Source organism: Rhizobium sp. 10PS4, from assembly GCF_032464805.1.
Taxonomy (GTDB): domain Bacteria; phylum Pseudomonadota; class Alphaproteobacteria; order Rhizobiales; family Rhizobiaceae; genus Rhizobium; species Rhizobium laguerreae.
In genome coordinates this window covers 58,978-77,399 of record NZ_JAWDIW010000002.1, presented here as the reverse complement: position 1 = coordinate 77,399, position 18,422 = coordinate 58,978, and the positions used below count along the sequence as shown (strand labels likewise).

At 61.6% G+C, this 18,422-nt stretch carries 19 protein-coding genes; 11 read left to right on the top strand and 8 right to left on the bottom strand.

Annotated features, from left to right (window positions below):
- The 3 genes from RWJ89_RS03300 to RWJ89_RS03290 all read left to right on the top strand — a co-directional run bounded on the left by RWJ89_RS03300 (position 1) and on the right by RWJ89_RS03290 (position 3,191).
- Positions 1-1,167 carry an MFS transporter gene (locus RWJ89_RS03300; protein ID WP_168284012.1) on the top strand — a complete coding sequence of 389 codons (1,167 nt, stop codon included), beginning with the start codon at positions 1-3 and terminating at the stop codon, positions 1,165-1,167.
- A 24-nt stretch (positions 1,168-1,191) separates the two neighbouring features.
- Positions 1,192-2,316, top strand: a complete 1,125-nt coding sequence (locus RWJ89_RS03295; protein WP_316030570.1) for an alkene reductase — start codon at positions 1,192-1,194, stop codon at positions 2,314-2,316.
- Positions 2,317-2,390: 74 nt separating this feature from the next.
- Positions 2,391-3,191 (top strand): aminoglycoside phosphotransferase family protein, encoded by an 801-nt coding sequence (locus RWJ89_RS03290; protein WP_316029859.1) that lies wholly within the window; start codon positions 2,391-2,393, stop codon positions 3,189-3,191.
- Here the strand turns inward: RWJ89_RS03290 and RWJ89_RS03285 are convergent.
- Positions 3,188-4,210, bottom strand: a complete 1,023-nt coding sequence (locus RWJ89_RS03285; RefSeq protein ID WP_316030569.1) for an NAD(P)H-binding protein — start codon at positions 4,208-4,210, stop codon at positions 3,188-3,190. The two genes, RWJ89_RS03290 and RWJ89_RS03285, sit on opposite strands and share 4 nt — an antisense overlap.
- A 94-nt stretch (positions 4,211-4,304) precedes the next feature.
- On the opposite strand from RWJ89_RS03285, the gene RWJ89_RS03280 reads away from it, so the two are divergent.
- Entirely contained in the window at positions 4,305-5,204 is a 900-nt protein-coding gene (locus RWJ89_RS03280) for a LysR family transcriptional regulator (RefSeq protein ID WP_316030568.1), read from the top strand.
- A gap of 106 nt (positions 5,205-5,310) precedes the next feature.
- Positions 5,311-5,826, top strand: a complete 516-nt coding sequence (locus RWJ89_RS03275) for a GrpB family protein (RefSeq protein WP_316030567.1) — start codon at positions 5,311-5,313, stop codon at positions 5,824-5,826.
- On the opposite strand, the gene RWJ89_RS03270 is transcribed toward RWJ89_RS03275, so the two are convergent.
- On the bottom strand, positions 5,823-6,110 hold the full coding sequence (locus RWJ89_RS03270) for a DUF2188 domain-containing protein (RefSeq protein WP_077978879.1): 288 nt from the start codon (positions 6,108-6,110) through the stop codon (positions 5,823-5,825). The genes RWJ89_RS03275 and RWJ89_RS03270 overlap by 4 nt on opposite strands.
- Positions 6,111-6,341: 231 nt before the next feature.
- Between RWJ89_RS03270 and RWJ89_RS03265 the strand changes: the two genes are divergently transcribed.
- Entirely contained in the window at positions 6,342-7,439 is a 1,098-nt protein-coding gene (locus tag RWJ89_RS03265; protein WP_131639585.1) for a calcium:proton antiporter, read from the top strand.
- A gap of 106 nt (positions 7,440-7,545) precedes the next feature.
- Here the strand turns inward: RWJ89_RS03265 and RWJ89_RS03260 are convergent, their stop codons facing one another.
- From RWJ89_RS03260 to RWJ89_RS03240, 5 genes are all read right to left on the bottom strand, one after another.
- Complete coding sequence (locus RWJ89_RS03260; RefSeq protein ID WP_316030566.1) at positions 7,546-8,415, bottom strand: 3-deoxy-manno-octulosonate cytidylyltransferase; 870 nt, start codon at positions 8,413-8,415, stop codon at positions 7,546-7,548.
- 46 nt (positions 8,416-8,461) lie between these two features.
- Positions 8,462-9,448: a glycosyltransferase family 8 protein gene (locus tag RWJ89_RS03255; protein WP_316030684.1), complete on the bottom strand. Its 987-nt coding sequence runs from the start codon at positions 9,446-9,448 to the stop codon at positions 8,462-8,464.
- A 100-nt stretch (positions 9,449-9,548) separates the two neighbouring features.
- On the bottom strand, positions 9,549-9,935 hold the full coding sequence (locus RWJ89_RS03250) for a type II toxin-antitoxin system VapC family toxin (RefSeq protein ID WP_077978882.1): 387 nt from the start codon (positions 9,933-9,935) through the stop codon (positions 9,549-9,551).
- 2 nt (positions 9,936-9,937) lie between these two features.
- Positions 9,938-10,198: a type II toxin-antitoxin system Phd/YefM family antitoxin gene (locus tag RWJ89_RS03245; RefSeq protein WP_011652922.1), complete on the bottom strand. Its 261-nt coding sequence runs from the start codon at positions 10,196-10,198 to the stop codon at positions 9,938-9,940.
- Between the two features lie 101 nt (positions 10,199-10,299).
- Positions 10,300-11,502, bottom strand: coding sequence for a pyridoxal phosphate-dependent aminotransferase (locus RWJ89_RS03240; RefSeq protein WP_077978883.1), 1,203 nt, complete (start codon positions 11,500-11,502; stop codon positions 10,300-10,302).
- Between the two features lie 384 nt (positions 11,503-11,886).
- Between RWJ89_RS03240 and RWJ89_RS03235 the strand changes: the two genes are divergently transcribed.
- The 3 genes from RWJ89_RS03235 to RWJ89_RS03225 are packed head-to-tail and all read left to right on the top strand — an operon-like array spanning position 11,887 to position 16,239.
- Positions 11,887-14,274, top strand: a complete 2,388-nt coding sequence (locus RWJ89_RS03235) for a marine proteobacterial sortase target protein (protein ID WP_131664616.1) — start codon at positions 11,887-11,889, stop codon at positions 14,272-14,274.
- Positions 14,264-15,037, top strand: coding sequence for a class GN sortase (locus RWJ89_RS03230; protein ID WP_131664615.1), 774 nt, complete (start codon positions 14,264-14,266; stop codon positions 15,035-15,037). The genes RWJ89_RS03235 and RWJ89_RS03230 overlap by 11 nt, the downstream gene beginning before the upstream one ends.
- A gap of 59 nt (positions 15,038-15,096) precedes the next feature.
- Positions 15,097-16,239, top strand: coding sequence for a PQQ-dependent sugar dehydrogenase (locus RWJ89_RS03225; RefSeq protein ID WP_131664614.1), 1,143 nt, complete (start codon positions 15,097-15,099; stop codon positions 16,237-16,239).
- Positions 16,240-16,243: 4 nt separating this feature from the next.
- Here RWJ89_RS03225 and RWJ89_RS03220 read toward each other — a convergent pair whose 3' ends face one another.
- On the bottom strand, positions 16,244-16,714 hold the full coding sequence (locus RWJ89_RS03220) for a DUF3052 domain-containing protein (protein WP_131664613.1): 471 nt from the start codon (positions 16,712-16,714) through the stop codon (positions 16,244-16,246).
- A 98-nt stretch (positions 16,715-16,812) separates the two neighbouring features.
- Between RWJ89_RS03220 and RWJ89_RS03215 the strand changes: the two genes are divergently transcribed.
- Complete coding sequence (locus tag RWJ89_RS03215; protein ID WP_316030565.1) at positions 16,813-17,703, top strand: DMT family transporter; 891 nt, start codon at positions 16,813-16,815, stop codon at positions 17,701-17,703.
- A gap of 486 nt (positions 17,704-18,189) precedes the next feature.
- On the top strand, positions 18,190-18,405 hold the full coding sequence (locus RWJ89_RS03210) for a cold-shock protein (RefSeq protein ID WP_003561293.1): 216 nt from the start codon (positions 18,190-18,192) through the stop codon (positions 18,403-18,405).
- Positions 18,406-18,422 lie beyond the last annotated feature (17 nt).

The window sequence follows — 18,422 nt, the reverse complement described above, 5'->3', positions numbered from 1 at the left end:
ATGCCCCTCGCCCTCCTCGTTCTAGCCTTGAGCTCGTTTGCGATAGGCACCACCGAATTCGTCATCATGGGTCTGTTGCCGGAGGTCGCCGCCGATCTCTCAGTCAGCATCCCGCAGGCCGGGTGGCTGGTGACCGGTTACGCCCTGGCGGTCGCCATCGGCGCCCCTGTGATGGCGATTTCGACTGCGAAGCTGAGGCGCCGCACCGCCCTGATTGCGCTGATGGCCTTCTTCATCGCCGGCAACCTGCTTTGCGCTCTGGCGAGCGACTACTGGGTGCTGATGATCGCCCGTGTCGTGACAGCTCTTTGCCACGGCGCATTCTTCGGCATCGGCTCGGTGGTCGCCGCCGGCCTCGTTGCCGAAGATCGCAAGGCCCGCGCCGTCGCGCTGATGTTTACCGGCCTGACACTTGCCAATGTTCTCGGCGTGCCGCTCGGCACTGCGATCGGCCAGGCCTATGGCTGGCGCGCCACCTTCGGCGTCGTCACCGTCATCGGTATCGTCACCATATCAGGCCTGATCGCCATCCTGCCCAGGGACAAGCAGCAGGAAAACGGCAGCATCCTGCGCGAGATCGCAGCACTCAGGAGTGGCCGCCTGTGGCTGGCGCTCTCCACGACCGTCTTCTTCGCCGCCTCGATGTTCGCCCTCTTCACCTATATCGCGCCGCTGCTGCGCGACGTCACCGGCGTGTCACCGGAAGGCGTCACCTGGACGCTGTTCCTGATCGGCATCGGGCTGACCATCGGCAACCTCGTCGGCGGCAAGCTTGCCGACTGGCGGCTCGGCGCAACGCTTGCCGGCGTCTTCGCCGCGATCGCCATCACTTCGATCGCCTTCAGCTATACGAGCCGCTTCTTCATCCCGGCCGAAATCACCCTCTTCCTTTGGGCAATGGCAAGCTTTGCCGCCGTACCGGCGCTTCAGGTCGGCGTCGTCGGCTTCGGCAAGGACGCACCAAACCTCGTCTCGACGATCAACATTGGCGCCTTCAATACCGGCAATGCGCTCGGCGCCTGGGTGGGCGGCCTGGTCATCGACGCCGGCTTCGATCTCACCCGCGTTCCGCTCGCCGCGGCCTTGATGGCCCTGATCGGCCTCGGCGTGACGGCGCTCACCTATCTCTCCGCCAGGGGCCGGTCCGCCCTCGCCCCTGCCGAGTGATCCTCCCGCAAAGAAAGGACCATCATGGCCAAGCTTTTCGAACCCACGAAAGTCGGCGACATTTTAGTCAAGAACCACATCGTCATGGCGCCGCTCACCCGCAACCGCTCGCCGGGCGCAATCCCCAACGACCTCAACGTCGAATATTACCGCCAGCGCGCTACCGCTGGCCTGATCATCACCGAAGCAACCGCGATCACCCATCAGGGCCAGGGTTATGCCAACGTGCCTGGTCTCTACAGCAAAGAGGCTTTAGACGGCTGGAAGCGCGTGACCGACGCCGTTCACGCAGCCGGTGGCAAGATCGTCGTCCAGATGTGGCATGTTGGCCGTATCTCGCACACGACGCTTCAGCCGAACGACGGCAAACCGGTTTCCTCGACCAACCGCATCGCCAAGGCCAAGACCTATCTGGTCAATGCCGACGGCACCGGCAGCTTTGCCGACACCTCCGAGCCGCGCGCGCTGGAAACCGCCGAAATCCCCGGCATCATCGAGGATTACCGCAAGGCTGCCCGTGCGGCGATCGACGCCGGCTTCGACGGTGTCGAGATCCACGGCGCCAACGGCTACCTGCTCGACCAGTTCATCCGCGACGGTATCAACGACCGCACCGACCAATATGGCGGCTCGATCAAAAACCGCACCCGTCTGACCTTTGAAGTCGTCGATGCCGTGGTCAAGGAAATCGGCGCCGGCCGCACCGCGATCCGCATCTCGCCAGTGACGCCATCAGGCGAAAGCTACGATTCCAATCCGCAGGCGACCTTCAGCCATGTCGTCGAAGGACTGGCCAAATACGAGCTGGCCTATATCCATGTCATCGAAGGGCAGACTGGCGGCGACCGCGACTACAAGCAGGGCGACAATCCCTCCTTCGATTACAAGGCGCTGTGCCAGACTTATGAAAAGGCCGGCGGCAAGGCCGACTGGATGGTCAACAATGGTTACGATCGCGCTCTGGCGATCGACGCCGTCGAAAGCGGCCGCGCCGATCTCGTCGCCTTCGGCAAGCCCTTCATCGCCAATCCCGATCTCGTCGAGCGCCTGGAACACAACCTGCCACTCAACACGCCCGACCAGTCGACCTTCTATGGTGGCACCGGCAAGGGCTATATCGACTATCCCATTCTCGAAAAGGTCGCCTGACCTTTCACACGCGAATGCGAATCCCGCCGAAAGGCGGGATTTCCATCTTCGGCGGGTTTTTGTAGGGTGCCGCCATGTTTGCTCCCTATCTTGATCGCTGGTCGCTCATAACAGACGGCGAGCCCATCATCACCCACTCCAGCCGCCTGCTGCCGGTCCTCTGGCAGGACAGGCCTGCCATGCTGAAAGTGGCGGCCGATATCGACGAACGATACGGCGCGCTTCTGATGCAGTGGTGGGAGGGGGACGGGGCAGCCTATGTGTATGCCCATGAGGGCGATGCCGTGCTGCTCGAAAGGGCGACGGGAAAACGCTCGCTGCTTGCCATGGCCATGAACGGCGAGGACGATGAGGCAAGCCGCATCCTCTGCCGCACCGCGGCCCGGCTGCATGCGCCGCGCGATAAACCGCTTCCCGATCCCATCTCCCTTACCCGCTGGTTCCGTGATCTGGAGCCGGCGGCAGGCAAGCATGGCGGCACGCTTGCCGATTGCTCGGCGATCGCAAACGTTCTCCTTGCCGATCAGTGTGATCTCACCATCCTCCATGGCGACATCCACCACGACAATATCCTCGATTTCGAGGCGCGCGGCTGGCTGGCCATCGATCCGAAGCGGCTGTACGGCGAGCGCGGCTTCGATTTCGCCAATATCTTCGCCAACGAAGAACTGCCTGTCATCACCGATCCCGCCCGTTTCCGCCGCCAGTTGGCCATCGTCTCCGCGGAGGCGAAGCTGGAGCCGAAGCGGCTGCTGCAGTGGATCGTAGCCTATTCCGGTCTTTCCGCCGCCTGGTTCCTCGGCGATCCGAATATTCAGCAGGCAGAAACGGCCCTGACGGTCGCCCGGATCGCGCTGGCCGAACTCGAGAGCTAACCCGCGTTCCGCGACAAGTGCCCGATCAGGGCGTCCGCTGTGTCACGATGCGGTCCGGGCAGGCAGCCAAGCGCCACGAGCGAAGCCCTTACCGCCTCGTCGATCGGTGTCTGCGGCTCTTTGCCGAGTTCGGCCGTAAGCTTGTCGTTCCTCATCCGCACCGGCACCTTCCAGAGATAGCGCATCTCCTTGATCTCCCGCATCACGGGTACGAAGAGTGCAGCAAGCGGCAAGAACCACCAGGGGAAGTTGCCGATCTTTGCCTTACCGCCGGCAACGCGCTTGATCGCTTCGGCCATCTGCATGCCATCAGCATCCCAGAAGCCCTCCATGTGATAGACAGCGAAGGCCGGCAGCCGATCGGCCCGCTCGATGAGCTGGGCGATGGTTTCCGCCATGTCTGGCAGGTAGGCCCATTGATGACCGACACCGCGCCGACCCGGGTTCCTGATCGTGCCGACGGGCTTGCCTGAGGTCACGAGACCAGATGAAAACCAGCTATTGGCCGTCGTGCCTGGGCCGAAGAAATCGCCCGCCCTGACAATGATAACGCCGGCGCCGGACTGTGACGCCGCCTTCAGCCGCCTCTCCATTTCGACCCGGATCGTCCCCTTCTTCGTCACCGGATGCTGCGGGCTTTCTTCCGTCGGCGCCGGCAGGGCGTCGGGACCGAAATTATAGACGTTGCCCGGCAGCACGATGCGCACGCCGACAGCGCGAGCAGCGGCGATGGTATTGTCGAGCATCGGCAGCACCAGCGTTTCCCAGTCGCGATAGCCGGGCGGATTGACGGCATGGACGATCAGGCCGACCCCTTCGGCCGCCCTCAGGACGTCGCCCGCATTCATCGCATCGCCCTGCACCCATTCGAAAGCCGGCTCGCTCCTCGACGCCTTGGCGGCGTCACGGTTCAGCGCCCGGACGCGCCAGCCGCGCGCAAGCAGCTTGCGGGCAACCGCGCCGCCAATACCGCCTGTCGCGCCGAGAATAAGGGCCGACATCTTCATTTCGCTGCTCATGACAATCATCTCCTTCGATCGGATGAGAGGATCATGCCATCAGCATGGCATAAACGAAATTGACGAAAGAAGTACATCTGTTATACAAAAATGTATGAGCATGGAGCCGAGCTGGGATTCCTACCGCAGTTTTCTTACCGTGCTTCAGCAGGGGTCGCTTTCGGCGGCCGCCCGCAAACTGGGGCTAACCCAGCCAACCATAGGCCGCCATGTCGACGGACTGGAACTGGCGATCGGCGCCGAACTTTTCACCCGCTCGCCGAACGGCCTGCTGCCGACCGACGCCGCACTGGCCTTGAAGCCCTATGCCGAAACGCTGGCAGCAACCACCGCCGCCCTTTTGCGCACCGCATCCGGCCAGCGAGAGCGTGTGGCGGGAACGGTCAGGATCAGCGCCAGCGAAGTTATCGCCGTCGAAGTGCTGCCGGGGATTCTCGGACCGCTGCAGGAGACCTATCCCGAACTTCAGATCGAGCTCTCGGCTTCCGATACGATCGAGGACCTGGTAAACCGCGAGGCCGATATCGCCGTGCGCATGGCCGAGCCGCAGCAGGCTGCACTCGTTGTGCGCCGCATCGGTGATATCCCGCTCGGCTTCCATGCCCATCGCCGCTATCTCGAACGACACGGCATGCCGCAAACCCTGGCTGACCTCGCAAACCACCGGCTCATCGGCTTCGACCGGCAGACGGCCTATGTCCGCATGGCGATGAAACGCTATGCGGTGCCCGGCATCGATTTCTCTTACCGGACCGACAGCAATCTTGCCCAGCTTTCGGCGATCCGCGCCGGCGTCGGCATCGGTCTCTGCCAGATCGGACTTGCCCGGGGGAACCCCGACCTAGTGCACGTCCTGCCCGATGCCTTCGCCATACCGCTCGGCACCTGGGTGGCGATGCATGAGAGCCTGAAGACTTCGCCGCGCTGCCGTGCCACCTTCGACGCATTGGTCAAGGGCCTGCAGGACTATCATCGATATTCGGGCAGCGCGTGACCACGAAATCGGAATCGATTTTCGGAAAGAATCATGCGCAAATTTCAAATAACGGAACGTCCTCAGCGCACTCTTTCGGACGGATGCCGCTCCAGCGAGACGGGAAATGAGAACGCACAATCCGGTTGAACTCGTGCCCTATGATCCGCAATGGCCGCAAGCATTCCGGCATATTCGCGACAAGTTGCTGGCCTTGCTGCCGCAGGTTCTCTCCATCGATCACATCGGCAGCACGTCGATACCAGGCATGATCGCCAAACCGCTTATCGATATCGACATCGTTCTTCCCGGCCTCGGGCATATCGAAGACGCCACACGCGTGCTTCTGGCCGAAGGCTATGAACCGCGCGGCAACCGCTATGACGACGAAGTCTGGGCGTTTTTATCGAGAGGTTCAGTGCCGGCGGAACGGGTCTACCTCTGCCCTGAAGGTAACGGCACGCATCGAAACAGGCTGGCTTTCCGGGATTATCTCATCGCGCATCCGCAAGCATCGGCCGATTATGCCGCGCTCAAACGCAGGCTGGCTGCCGAATACAGGATGGACGGAGACCGCTATGCTGCGCATAAGCGCGAATTCGTCGATGCGATCGTCGCGCGGGCATTGGCGGGAGATGGTTAGCTGCCGATGCCTCGCGAGGCCTCGGCCGTGCGATCCTTCCACTGGCCGTCCACCACCTCGGTTTCCGGCCGGTCGCCGCCCTCGGCATATTCCTCATGCCATTTGCCGTTCTCGTCCTGCCAACTGATCTCGGCGGAATCGCCGCCGACCTGCTGTTCGGCCGCGACGATGCGCGCAGCTTCGAGCGCCTCGGCATGGGTCGGGAATGCCTCGGAATAGACACCCCCCAGCCTGTAGGCCCAGCCGCCGTCATGCGGCACGACTTCGTAGACCACCTTGATCATGCATCCGCCTCCTCATCTTCTTGTTGCGCATTCGCACGCTTCCGGAAAAGATCCGGATCATCGCGGCCGCTTGACGAGAATTCGAGGACGCCGCGATCTGCTTTCCGGCCCCGATGACGTTCAGTATTCCATTAAACGCCGAAGACTGCAAATGGCACTCGACCGGAGCTTGCTTGAGATACGAAATCAGTGACTTAGATAGAACGCATCAATCGGGGCAGGAGCTGAGGCTTGGGGATCGCGTCACGCTTTAAAGAGGAAAAGTTTCTGGTCGCCGCACTTGTCGTTGCAGCGATCGCTTATTTCTCGGAACATGCGGTGATCGAGATGGGGCGCGGCGTCGCGCTCATTGCCGCCGCTGCCCTGGTCGGCACCATCGTGCTCGCCTCGATCCGCGTTGCCCATCATGCCGAGCTGCTCGCCGTCAAGGTCGGCGATCCCTATGGCACGATGATCTTGACGCTCTCGGCCGTCGCCGTCGAAGTCATTATCCTCGCCATCATGATGAGCAGCGAGAGCTCGCCGACGCTGGTGCGCGATACGATCTATTCGGCGCTGATGCTCGATATCAATGGCATTCTCGGCCTCGCCGCCCTGCTCGGCGGCCTCAAGCACGGCGAACAGCCCTACAACGACAATTCCGGCAAGACCTACGGCGTGATGATCCTCACCGCCATGGGCATCTCGATGATCGTGCCGGAATTCGTGCCGAGCGACAAATGGCACTATTATTCCGCCTTCACCATCGTCGCGATGATCGCGCTTTATGGCCTCTTCCTGCGCATGCAGGTTGGCCAGCACAGCTATTTCTTCAGCTACAGCTATCCGCGCTCCGAACGGAAGAAAGAAAGTCCGCATGAGCATGACCACGACGCACCGGCCGCGATCTCGATTGCCACCATTCTCGCCGGCGTCGTCATTATCGGCCTGCTCGCGGAATTCATGGCGGCCTTCATGACCGAAGGCCTGCGCGACAGCGGCGCTCCGATCGCCGTAACCGCCGTCGTCGTCGCGGCGATTTCGGCCGCCCCCGAGATTCTGACCGCGTTGAGGGCAGCACTCAGGAACCGCATGCAGGCGACGGTCAACATCGCCATGGGCGCCTCGCTGTCGACGGTCATCCTGACGGTGCCCGTCATGGAGGCGATCGCGCTCTATACCGGCCAGCCCTTCATCATGGCGATGACCCCGGTACAGACGGTGATGGTGGCGATCACGCTGATTGCCGCCGCGATCAACCTCAACGACGGCGAGACCAACGCCATCGAGGGCATGACGCATTTCATCCTCTTCGCCACCTTCGTCATGCTGACGGCGCTGGGGCTTTGAAGGCTGCGTCTCCCCCGAAAGGGGGAACGGAGAGCAGTTATCCGCACGGTAACGTCAACTTACGGAGCGGCCTGACAGCCCGCCTTTTGAGGAGAGCTTTCGACAGTCATTCCTTCGACTTTTCGAGGAAACGCTGCTTGCGGGTTTTCGGCTTGAAGCGCCGGAAGAAACCCTCGATGGCGCGGATGGATTTGGTGACGGACATGAGCCTGTCGATCTGGCTATTTGCGTTGTGGAGCCGTTCCGACAGGACTTCGGCCGCCGTCATCGCGATCTCGATCGGCGGCACCTGTGGAAACCGTCTGGCAATTGCCGCATAGGGGCTGGCATCCACACCGCCCATCATTGAGATCGTTCCCATCCGTGCAAAGAGACGCAGGAAGATCTGCTCGAACGTCCAGTCGTGCACGTCGAAGACCTTCCACTTCTCGCTCCTCTTCGCCGAAAAACCGGCAAGCAGGACCTTGCCCGGCAGTTGCAGTTCGGCGAGCCACAGCGCCACTGCAAAACCACTCGTCGCGATCTTGCCCACCGGATAGAGGTCGACGAGCATTTTCGTCAGATCAAGGTGACGGGTTTCAGCGCCTTCGAAGCGGCCCTCCTCGCTGAAGTTTTCCTCCGGAGAGACTCGAATGTTGACGACGCCCAAAAAATCGTCGCCGGCAAAGAAGCGCAGGACACCCGCCGCCTCGCGCCGGTGGACGATATTGGCGCCCATCACGCCGCTGCGGGCAAACAGCACCGCATGCCCGGCGAAGGGTTCGTCGAGCACCTTATAGACATTATTGAAGAAGACGTAGAGCGCCGTCTCCGGCAATTCGCTTCGCAGCCGTTTGAAATCGACGGCTTCGCTGTTTGCCACCAGCACGACGTGGGTATAGTGCGACAACATCGCCTTCCACGCCTCCGGCGTCGGAAAATTGAAGCCGCCATCCGGGGCGGCCATGGTCTGCGTGTCGCTGGGGATTGCTTCCATATCGGCTCACATGCACTTTCCAAGGACGATGCGCTTTGCCGTCCCACTAGCTGTTGCTGAAATAAGCGCGTGTCCGCGCCAGCCGCGCCAGCCCGCCGATCCGCTTTCCCAAATGCGAAAGGAACCCCGCGATCCGGCCCGTCATCGATGGCTGTCTGCAGAAGGAAGCCCACGGCGTATTGGCGAGATCCTCTGCATAACGCTTCGCCATCCGGCGATGCACCCACGGCACAGTCGCCTGCCACGGCTTTTTCCGGCCGGTGAAATGGATGATCGCCGGCCGGCCAACGAAAGGCAGGAGGCCCGTCTGCGTGTTCCAGCGCGGATCGAGCACCAGCCAGTCGCCGTCGAAAGTGACGTTCAGCGCATCCTGGTCGTTATTCTCGAAAAGATGCGACCGCTCCTCGAAAATCTCCCGTGTCCTGGCAAAAAGCCCCCTCGCCTGGGAGGCCGACCAGTCGAACAGCAACACGCCGGCATTGAAATACCGGCCGCCCTCGCGCATGCCGATCTTCCGCTGCCGTGCGCCGGCCTTCTCGGGAAAGGCCATGACATAATCGTCTATGGCGGCAAGCGCCTTGCCTTGCAAATCCACGGCGAAGAGGTCGTCGACCGGCGCAACCGCAAGCACATCGGCATCGAGATAAAGCAGCCGCTCAACATGATCGGGAATGTGCAGATCCATGTAGAGCCGCGCCAGCGTCGCGCCCGACCAGCGACCCCGCGCCTGCAGCGCCGTATCCGGCGTATGGTAGGGCAACACCTTGATTGCCATGCCGTGCAGCCGCGCGAAATTTCCGACCTCGGCGATCTCGTTCGGCTTGAGGTCGATGCCGAGAAGCAGGAACTCCACAGTGGAATTTGAGAGATTGCGCTTGACGGAAAGCAGGGTGCAGCAGGCGGCCGGCAGCATGTTGACATCCGAACAGACGATCACGGCACTCTGCTGCAAAATCCCGGCCTCCCGAAGCGGCGACTTAAACTGATGCCGGATATCTAGTTGGTTTGATGCCAACCCGCAACCGCAGATCACCCGCCAGACCGTCACTCTGCGTCACGTTTTGAATCGGATTTCAACGACTTGCGAGGCGAAGCGGATTCAGATGAGGAGCATATTGAATCGGAACGTGAACTTAGAGCCGCAGCGCCAATGGATGATCAACGAGCAGCCGGTCGACTGTCGCAAGCTGCAGCCCCTCGACCTTGCATTGCGCAAGCAGCAAGCGATCGAAGGGATCGCGCGCCTCCGGCTCGGGGTCAGCGGCGGTGATGACGTGCGCGATATCGATGGGCAGGATCGTCAGCCCGATCTCCCCGAGATAAAAGGGAATGGTCTCGAGGGGCAATCCGGGCTGCAATTTTCCAAGCCTGGTCTTGATGGCAATTTCCCAGAGGCTGGCGACGCTGACGAAACCGATGGCGGCACCGTCCGAAAGCACCTGCTCGACACGCGGAAAACGCTCCGCCAGTTTCTTCTGAGCAATTGCAATCACCATGTGCGTGTCAAGCAGCAGACGCATGATCACGGCAGCGGCTTGAGAAGAAAATCTTCCGGCAAAGGATCGTCGAAGTCGTCGGCGATATACATCTCCGTGCGCGTGATACCCTTGGAACGAAGATAGGCTTCGCCGGCTTCCAGGTTCAAACCGCCGCGTTTTTGATGCGGCACGAGATCGAACACCGGCCGGCCGTTGCGTGTCACGACAATGGTTTCACCTTCCTCGACCTCACGGGCGAGTTCGGTCAGGCGGTTCTTCGCATCACGGATCGAAACGGTCTTCATGAGGGTAAATGTAGCTACATGCAGCTACATCGTCAACGTCGCCGCAAACAAAAAGGCCCGCCGTCGCCAGCAGGCCTTCGATTTGTGTTTTTGAGAACCGCTTACTTGCAGGCGCCGCAGAAGCGCTGGATGCGGCGGCAAGCTTCCTCGAGCAGCTCTTCCGAAGTCGCGTAGGAGATGCGGAAGTTCGGGCCGAGGCCGAAGGCCGAACCGTGAACGACGGCGACGCCTTCCGTTTCCAGAAGCTCGGAAACGAAATCCTCGTCCGTCTCGATCACCTTGCCCGACGGAGCCGTCTTGCCGATCAGGCCGGCGCAGGACGGATAGACATAGAAGGCGCCCTCCGGAACCGGGCAGACAATGCCCTTGGCCTGGTTCAGCATCGAAACGACGAGATCGCGACGACCTTCGAAGATCTTCTTGTTCGCAGGGATGAAGTCCTGCGTGCCGTTCAGCGCTTCGACGGCCGCCCACTGGGCGATCGAGGTCGCACCCGAGGTCTGCTGACCCTGGATCATGTCCATCGCCTTGATGAGCTGGATCGGACCGGCTGCATAGCCGATACGCCAGCCGGTCATCGCATAGGCCTTGGAGACGCCGTTCATCGTCAGCGTGCGGTCGTAGAGCTTCGGCTCGACTTCCACAGGCGTGACGAACTTGAAGTCGCCATAGGTCAGGTGCTCGTACATGTCGTCGGTCAGCACCCAGACCTGCGGATACTTCATCAGCACATCGGTCAGCGCCTTCAGCTCATCCTGCGTATAGGCCGCCCCAGTCGGATTAGACGGCGAGTTGAAGATGAACCACTTGGTCTTCGGCGTGATCGCCTTTTCGAGATCGGCCGCCTGGAGCTTGAAGTTATGCTCCTGGGTGGCCGAAACGAAAACTGGCGTGCCGCCGCACAGCGCCACCATCTCAGGATAGGAAACCCAGTAAGGCGCCGGGATGACGACTTCGTCGCCGGGGTTCAGCGTCGCCATGAAGGCGTTGAAAAGGATCTGCTTGCCGCCGGTGCCGACGATCGTCTGCTCCCAGGAATAGTCGAGGCCGTTCTCGCGCTTGAACTTGGCGGCGATCGCTTTGCGCAGTTCCGGGATACCGGAAACCGGCGTGTACTTCGTCTCGCCGCGGTTGATCGCGTCGATGGCGGCCGTCTTAATATTATCGGGCGTATCGAAATCCGGCTCACCCGCGCCAAGGCCGATGACGTCACGTCCTTTTGCTTTCAGCTCGCGCGCTTTCTGGGAGACGGCGATGGTGGCTGAAGGCTTCACACGGGAAAGAGCATCGGCAAGGAAAGCCATGATAACGGTCCTAATGGTTGAAACGGGCAGAAAGCCGGGACCGGAGTTCTGCGGTTAGCTCTATGTCCAATGTATGACGGCATTTCAAGCGGAAAGGCGTCATGGTGGCATGATTCTTATTGATCGGTTCGCCGCGCCACCAGCCCGGCATGCCATCCCCTTCGGAGAGGCTTGCGTCACGCGATCGAAACGCCATGCGAAGATCTTGAGTCAATCTCTGAAGTCACCCGGATTTATCCCCTGAAATCAGTAGCATCGTCGAATTCGGCCATTGCCACGAATAAGCCGCAACAAATGCCGCGCCACGCCGCAATTCCGTCGCGAGCGCGCCGAGATCGAAGCCGCATCATCCGGCATCCGAAATTGGTTATTGAGGGTATGCCGATGTTTCTGGAAGATGAGTTTGCCATAGGGCGCATTCGTGCGCGCCGAATATCCGTTTCAGTCCTTGTTGCCGTCACCGCCTTTGCCGCCTGCATCGCCGCGATCCTAGGGCTTGCCTCTGCCGCCCGCGCTGCCGAGACGCCGCAGGCATCCGCCCAGCTCGCAGCGCTTGTCCGACCGAACGACGTCAATAGCGGCTCGCTGCTCTTTCCTTCGAAGGAGCCGGGCTTCTATGTCGAAGCGCCGCGGCTGAAAACCGATGTCGCCATCGATGTCTCCGGCCCGATCGCCAGGGTGAAGGTGACGCAGCGCTTCCAGAATCCGAGCCAGGGTTGGGTCGAAGGCACCTATGTCTTTCCGCTGCCGGACAATTCCGCCGTCGACGCGCTGAAAATGCAGATCGGCGAACGCTTCATCGAAGGCCAGATCAAGCCGCGCCAGGAAGCCCGCGAGATCTACGAGCAGGCCAAGGCCGAGGGCAAGAAGACGGCGTTGCTCGAACAGCAGCGGCCGAACATCTTCACCAACCAGGTCGCCAATATCGGTCCCGGCGAAACCATCGTCGTCCAGATCGAATACCAGCAGATCATCCACCAGTCGGGCGACGAGTTCTCGCTGCGCTTCCCGATGGTCGTCGCTCCGCGCTACAATCCGACGCCGATCGTCCAGACTGTCGAGTTCAACAACGGTGCCGGTTTCGCCACGCCGCGCGACCCGGTGGAAAACCGCGACAAGATCGAAGCCCCTGTGCTCGATCCGCGTGAGAACGCCAGGCTCAATCCGGTTTCGCTAACCGTCGACCTCAAGGCCGGTTTCCCGCTCGGCGACGTCAAATCGTCCTTCCACGCGGTCGATATCAGCCAGGATGGCGACCAGGCGAGGACAATTAGCCTGAAGGCGGACGCCGTTCCTGCCGACAAGGATTTCGAGCTCACCTGGAAGGCCGCTCCCGGAAAGATGCCGAGTGCCGGCCTCTTCCGCGAAGTGATTGATGGTAAGACCTATCTGCTCGCCTTCGTCACCCCGCCCACGACCCCGGATACGGCAACGCCGCCGGCAAAACGCGAGGTGGTCTTCGTCATCGACAATTCCGGCTCCATGTCCGGCCCGTCGATCGAGCAGGCGAGGCAGAGCCTGGCGCTTGCCATCTCCAAGCTGAACCCCGACGACCGCTTCAACGTCATCCGTTTCGACGATACGATGACTGACTATTTCAAGGGTCTCGTTGCTGCGACGCCTGACAATCGCGAAAAGGCGATCGCCTATGTCAGAGGCCTCACCGCTGACGGCGGCACGGAAATGCTGCCTGCCTTGCAGGCTGCGCTGCGCAACCAGGGACCGGTCGCAACCGGCGCGCTGCGTCAGGTCGTCTTCCTGACGGATGGCGCGATCGGCAACGAACGGCAGCTCTTCCAGGAAATCACCACAAATCGCGGCGATGCCCGTGTCTTCACCGTCGGCATCGGCTCGGCGCCGAACACCTATTTCATGACCAAGGCTGCCGAGATCGGCCGCGGCACCTTCACGGCGATCGGCTCGACCGACCAGGTGGCAAGCCGCATGGGCGAGCTTTTCGCCAAGCTGCAGAACCCAGCCATGACCGATATCGCCGCGACATTCGAAGGCATCGAAGCCGAGAATATCACGCCGAACCCGATGCCGGACCTCTACAGCGGCGAGCCCGTCGTGCTGACCGCGGAGCTGCCTGAGGCGAAGCCCGCCGGCAAGCTGCAGATCATCGGCAAGACAGGCGACCAGCCCTGGCGCGTCGAGATGGATATCGCCAATGCCGCCGACGGCAGCGGCATTTCCAAGCTCTGGGCACGCCGCAAGATCGGCGATTTCGAGGCCCGTGCCTATGAGCGTCAGGATCCGGCCGCGCTCGACAAGGATATCGAGACCGTGGCGCTCGCCCACCATCTCGTCTCCCGCGTCACCAGCCTGGTTGCCGTCGATGTCACCCCGTCGCGCCCGGCCGATCAGCCACTCGGCTCGGCCAAGCTGCCGCTCAACCTGCCGGATGGTTGGGATTTCGATAAAGTCTTCGGGGAAAACGCTGCCCCTCTTGGCGGCGCAGAACGCCATGGCTCGGCTACGCCGGCAGAAAACGCCGGACCGGAGCAGGCTGCAGCCGAAACACAGGATCTCGCCGCATCGCCTGAGATCGCAAACATGATGGCCGCAGCCCCGACCGCCAAGGCGGCCACCATGATCGCGCAGAAGAGCTCGACCGTGAACCTGCCGCAGACGGCGACGCGTGCCGACGAGCAGATCATCCGCGGGCTGACCATGCTGCTCCTGGCGCTGACGGCGGCAAGCGGTTTGGCCGTCTGGCGCCGCCGCCTCAAGCGCATTATCGCAGTTGGAGCCAAGCGAAATGGTCTCTAGGCTCTCTGCAAGCCAGAACGGGGAAGTGGCCGAATTCGAGCCGCTTCCGACCTATCTGGAACTCGCCATGGCCGCCGCCACGGCCCACGACATGCCGAAGCCTCGCCAGCGGAAGGGCTTCTTCCTCTGGCGTCTTTCCTCGATCGAAAAGGCGATCGCTTTTGCGATCGCCGGCCTTGCCTTTTATGGCTTGGCGCTGATCGGCGACGGTTTCCTGCTGAAGGCGAAAGCGGAGCTCTCCCAAATCCTGCTGAAACGCGCCTTCGCCGCGGAGCTTCAGGGGAAAGAGACAAAACCCTGGCCCTGGGCGGATTTCACCACGGAGGCCAAGGTGCGCGCCCCGCGCCTCGGCAAGGAGGCGATCGTGCTCTCCGGCGCCTCTGGCGAGGCTCTGGCCTTCGGTCCGGCCTGGCTCGCCAACACGCCGCAACCGGGCGAGGAAGGCACCTCCGTCATCGCCGCCCATCGAGACACGCATTTCCGCTGGCTGCAATATATAAGGCCCGGCGATACGATCGAGGTCACTCGCCGCGACGGCAAACTATTGACCTTCAAGGCCGGCGAGGGCCGCATCGCCCCGTGGGATGCCAACGGCATCGATCCCTCCTCCGATGGCCACCGCCTGGTGCTGACCACCTGCTGGCCCTTCAATGCAACCGAACGCGGGCCGCTGCGCTACATCCTTGAGGCAGAACTGGTCGACGACCAGGCAACGGGCTCGGTTCAGCCGCCGAACACAAAGCCGTTATTGCAGACCGAATAAGGTTGAAGCTCTCCCCTGCCCGCTCCACGTTCAGCCTGGATAGACGACGGGGATGCAAGATGAAGAGAATGTCCGCCTTCCATTTCGCCGCAGCGCTGGTCCTGCTCGGCACCGTATCGGCGGATGCAGCCGATACCATCAACACGCAGGATCTCGCCGTCCGTGTCGACAAGCTCGCCGACGGCCTCGAACATCCCTGGGCGGTCGAGGTGTTGCCCGATGGCGCCTATCTCGTCACCGAGCGGCCTGGCCGCATGCGCATCGTCCGCGACGGCAAAGTCTCCGAGCCGATCGGCGGCGTGCCCAAAGTCAGCGCCCGCGGCCAGGGCGGCCTGATGGACGTGGCGCTCGCTCCGGACTTTGCGACATCTCGCAAGCTCTATTTCACCGCCGCCATCGCCAACAGCCAGGGCTCCGGCACCGAAGCCTTCAGCGCCACGCTTTCCACTGACGAGAAGACACTCGATGCCGTGACGCCTATCTTCAGCATGCGGCGTTTCACGTCAGGCAATATCCAGTACGGCTCGCGCATCGCGATATCAGGTGACGGAACGCTGTTCATCAGCGTCGGCGATCGCGGCAACCGCGACCGCTCGCAGAACTGGCAGGACGATGCTGGCTCGATCATCCACATCAATGCCGATGGCAGTATCCCCGCCGGCAATCTCTTCAAGGACGGCGGCAAGGCGCTGCCGGAAATCTGGTCGAAAGGCCACCGCAACCCGCAGGGCATCACCTTCGACGCAAAGGATGGCAAGCTCTATACCGTCGAACACGGCGCACGCGGCGGCGACGAGATCAACCAGCCCGAGGCCGGCAAGAATTACGGCTGGCCGATCATCAGTTATGGCCGCAACTATTCAGGCTCTGAGATCGGCGAAGGGACGGCCAAGAAAGGGCTGGAACAGCCGCTGCATTATTGGGACCCGTCGATCGCGCCTGGCGCCCTCGTCGTCTATCGCGGCGCCATGTTCCCGGAATGGGACGGCAATTTCCTCGTCGCGGCGCTGAAGTTCCAGCTGCTCTCCCGCATGCAGCGTGACGAAACCGGCGCCTTCGTCGCCGAGGAGCGCCTGTTCAAAGGCGAATACGGCCGCATCCGCGACGTCGTCGTCGCCCCCGACGGCGCGCTGCTGATGGTGACGGACGAGAACAACGGCACGCTGCTCAGGATCTCGAGAGCCCAAGCCCGTAACGGCTGAGACGTCATAACGCGCCGCGCAGTTCCTTGCGGATGACGAATTTCAACCCGGACCAGATCTCGTCGACGGCGCAGACCTTGACGTCGACCAGACCGGTTGGGAGCAGAACATCCCGCAGCACGTCCTCGGTGATATCGGTCGAAACCCGTGAACTCTTCTTCGGCCAGGAGATCCAGACCATACCGTCCGGTCTCAGGGCACAAAAAAGCGCGGGCGCGATGGCCTCCAGCGCCGCACGTTCCGTCGTAAACAGATGCACATAGTCGAATGCACGTTGAGGCGTCTCGGGAAGCGTGTGGACGACCGAAGCAAAGCCGTCGAAACCATTGATGTCGCCGATCGATTCGGGAATGCCGAGAAGAGCGGCTGCCTGCCCCTGTGCGAGGCCGAGTTTCCTGACGAGCGGCGTGCCGGAATAGCCTGCTGTCCCAGCTACCGCCGCATCGCCGGCCGGCTTCCGTTCCTCGCGTCGCATGTCTTCACCTCCGTCAACCGGCACGAAGTCTTCACCCTTGCCGAAAGCAAACGCAACTGCTAACCGCTCGGGCACATCTCCTTCCCATCGAGGATGACATGACGCGCGTTCAGGCGAACCTCCTCCTATTGCTTGCAGCTGCCATGTGGGGCGGCGGCTTCGTCGCACAGTCGACGGCGATGAAGGCGATCGGCCCCTTCTGGTTCATCGGCCTACGTTTTGCCGTCGCCACCCTGGCCGTGCTGCCTTTTGTCCTTTTTGAAGCGCGCAAGGCAACGGAGAAGACCAGTGCACGCCATGCCAAGCTCTTAATCCTGACCGGCCTTGCCCTTTTCGGCGGCGCAGCCACGCAGCAGGTCGGACTGCAGACGACGACGGTGACGAATTCCAGCTTCATCACCGGCCTCTACGTTGTTTTCGTGCCGCTGATCGCCGTGTTCTTTCTGCGCCGTGCCCCGCATTGGATCATCTGGCCGGGCGCGCTGATGGCGGTCACCGGCATCTATCTCCTCTCCGGCGGCCATCTCTCGGCGCTGACACCTGGCGATCTGCTGACCGTCGTCTGTGCCGTCTTCTGGGCGATTCAGATCACCCTTGCCGGCACGACCGTTTCCGAGACCGGAAGACCGCTCGCACTCTCCGCCACGCAATTTGCCGTCACCGCAGTCTGTGCGCTGGCCGTTGCCGCAGCCGTCGAACCAGTCAGCCTTTCGGCAATACAGGCCGCGGCGCCGGAGATCCTTTATGTCGGCATCTTCTCCTCGGGCGTGGCTTTCGTGCTGCAGGTGATCGGCCAGCGCTACACGACGCCCTCGCAGGCCGCGATCTTTCTTTCTTCCGAAGCGCTCTTCGGCGCCTCGCTTGCAGCCCTGCTGCTCGGCGAAACGATGCCGGCAACAGGTTATGCAGGCTGCGCGCTCATGTTTATCGCTATGCTTGTGGTCGAACTCGTGCCGGGACTGACCCGCCGACGCCTGCCAGCTACGTGAACACGCGTCCAAATATGGGTGAGTCACCCATCGGAAAAAAAATTTATCAGATGCGGGAGACGCGTTCACGTTGCATTTTTGGGAAAATCTGCTCGGAACTTATATTGCAGACGATATAAAACGTTAATCATTCCCTATCGGCGAAGGGAATTTTGCGTTTTTGCGCAAATTGGAGATCGAGAGGAGTGTGCCCCGAACGACACGTTAGAAAACTTTTGCTTGCCAAAATCCTTTAATCGCAGCACTCTCAGCGCGTTCGGGCATTTTGCGAGCATGGGAAGTCCTTAAGTATTTGCGCGCCGGGAACGCTAATATTCCGGTCAGCCGGTTCCAAAAATGGCGGGCGAAAGTCCTGCCTGGAACAGGCCGAGGTAGAGGGGACCTTTTTCTCAAATTTCAAGAATTGCCTGCCAACACCTCCTGCAAGGAGGCAATGCTATGATGCTGCCCGTGTGGATGGCGGGCAGAGAGAAAAGGACCTGAGGCATGGCAGAGACTGGCACTGTAAAATTCTTCAATACCGACAAAGGCTTCGGCTTCATCAAGCCGGACCGGGGCGGCGCCGATATCTTCGTTCACATTTCTGCCGTTCAGGCCTCCGGCCTGGCCGGTCTGACGGAAAACCAGAAGGTAAGCTTCGACACGGAGCCGGATCGCCGCGGCAAGGGGCCGAAGGCCGTCAATCTGCAGATTGCGGGCTGAACCCTTAACAAGGCTGG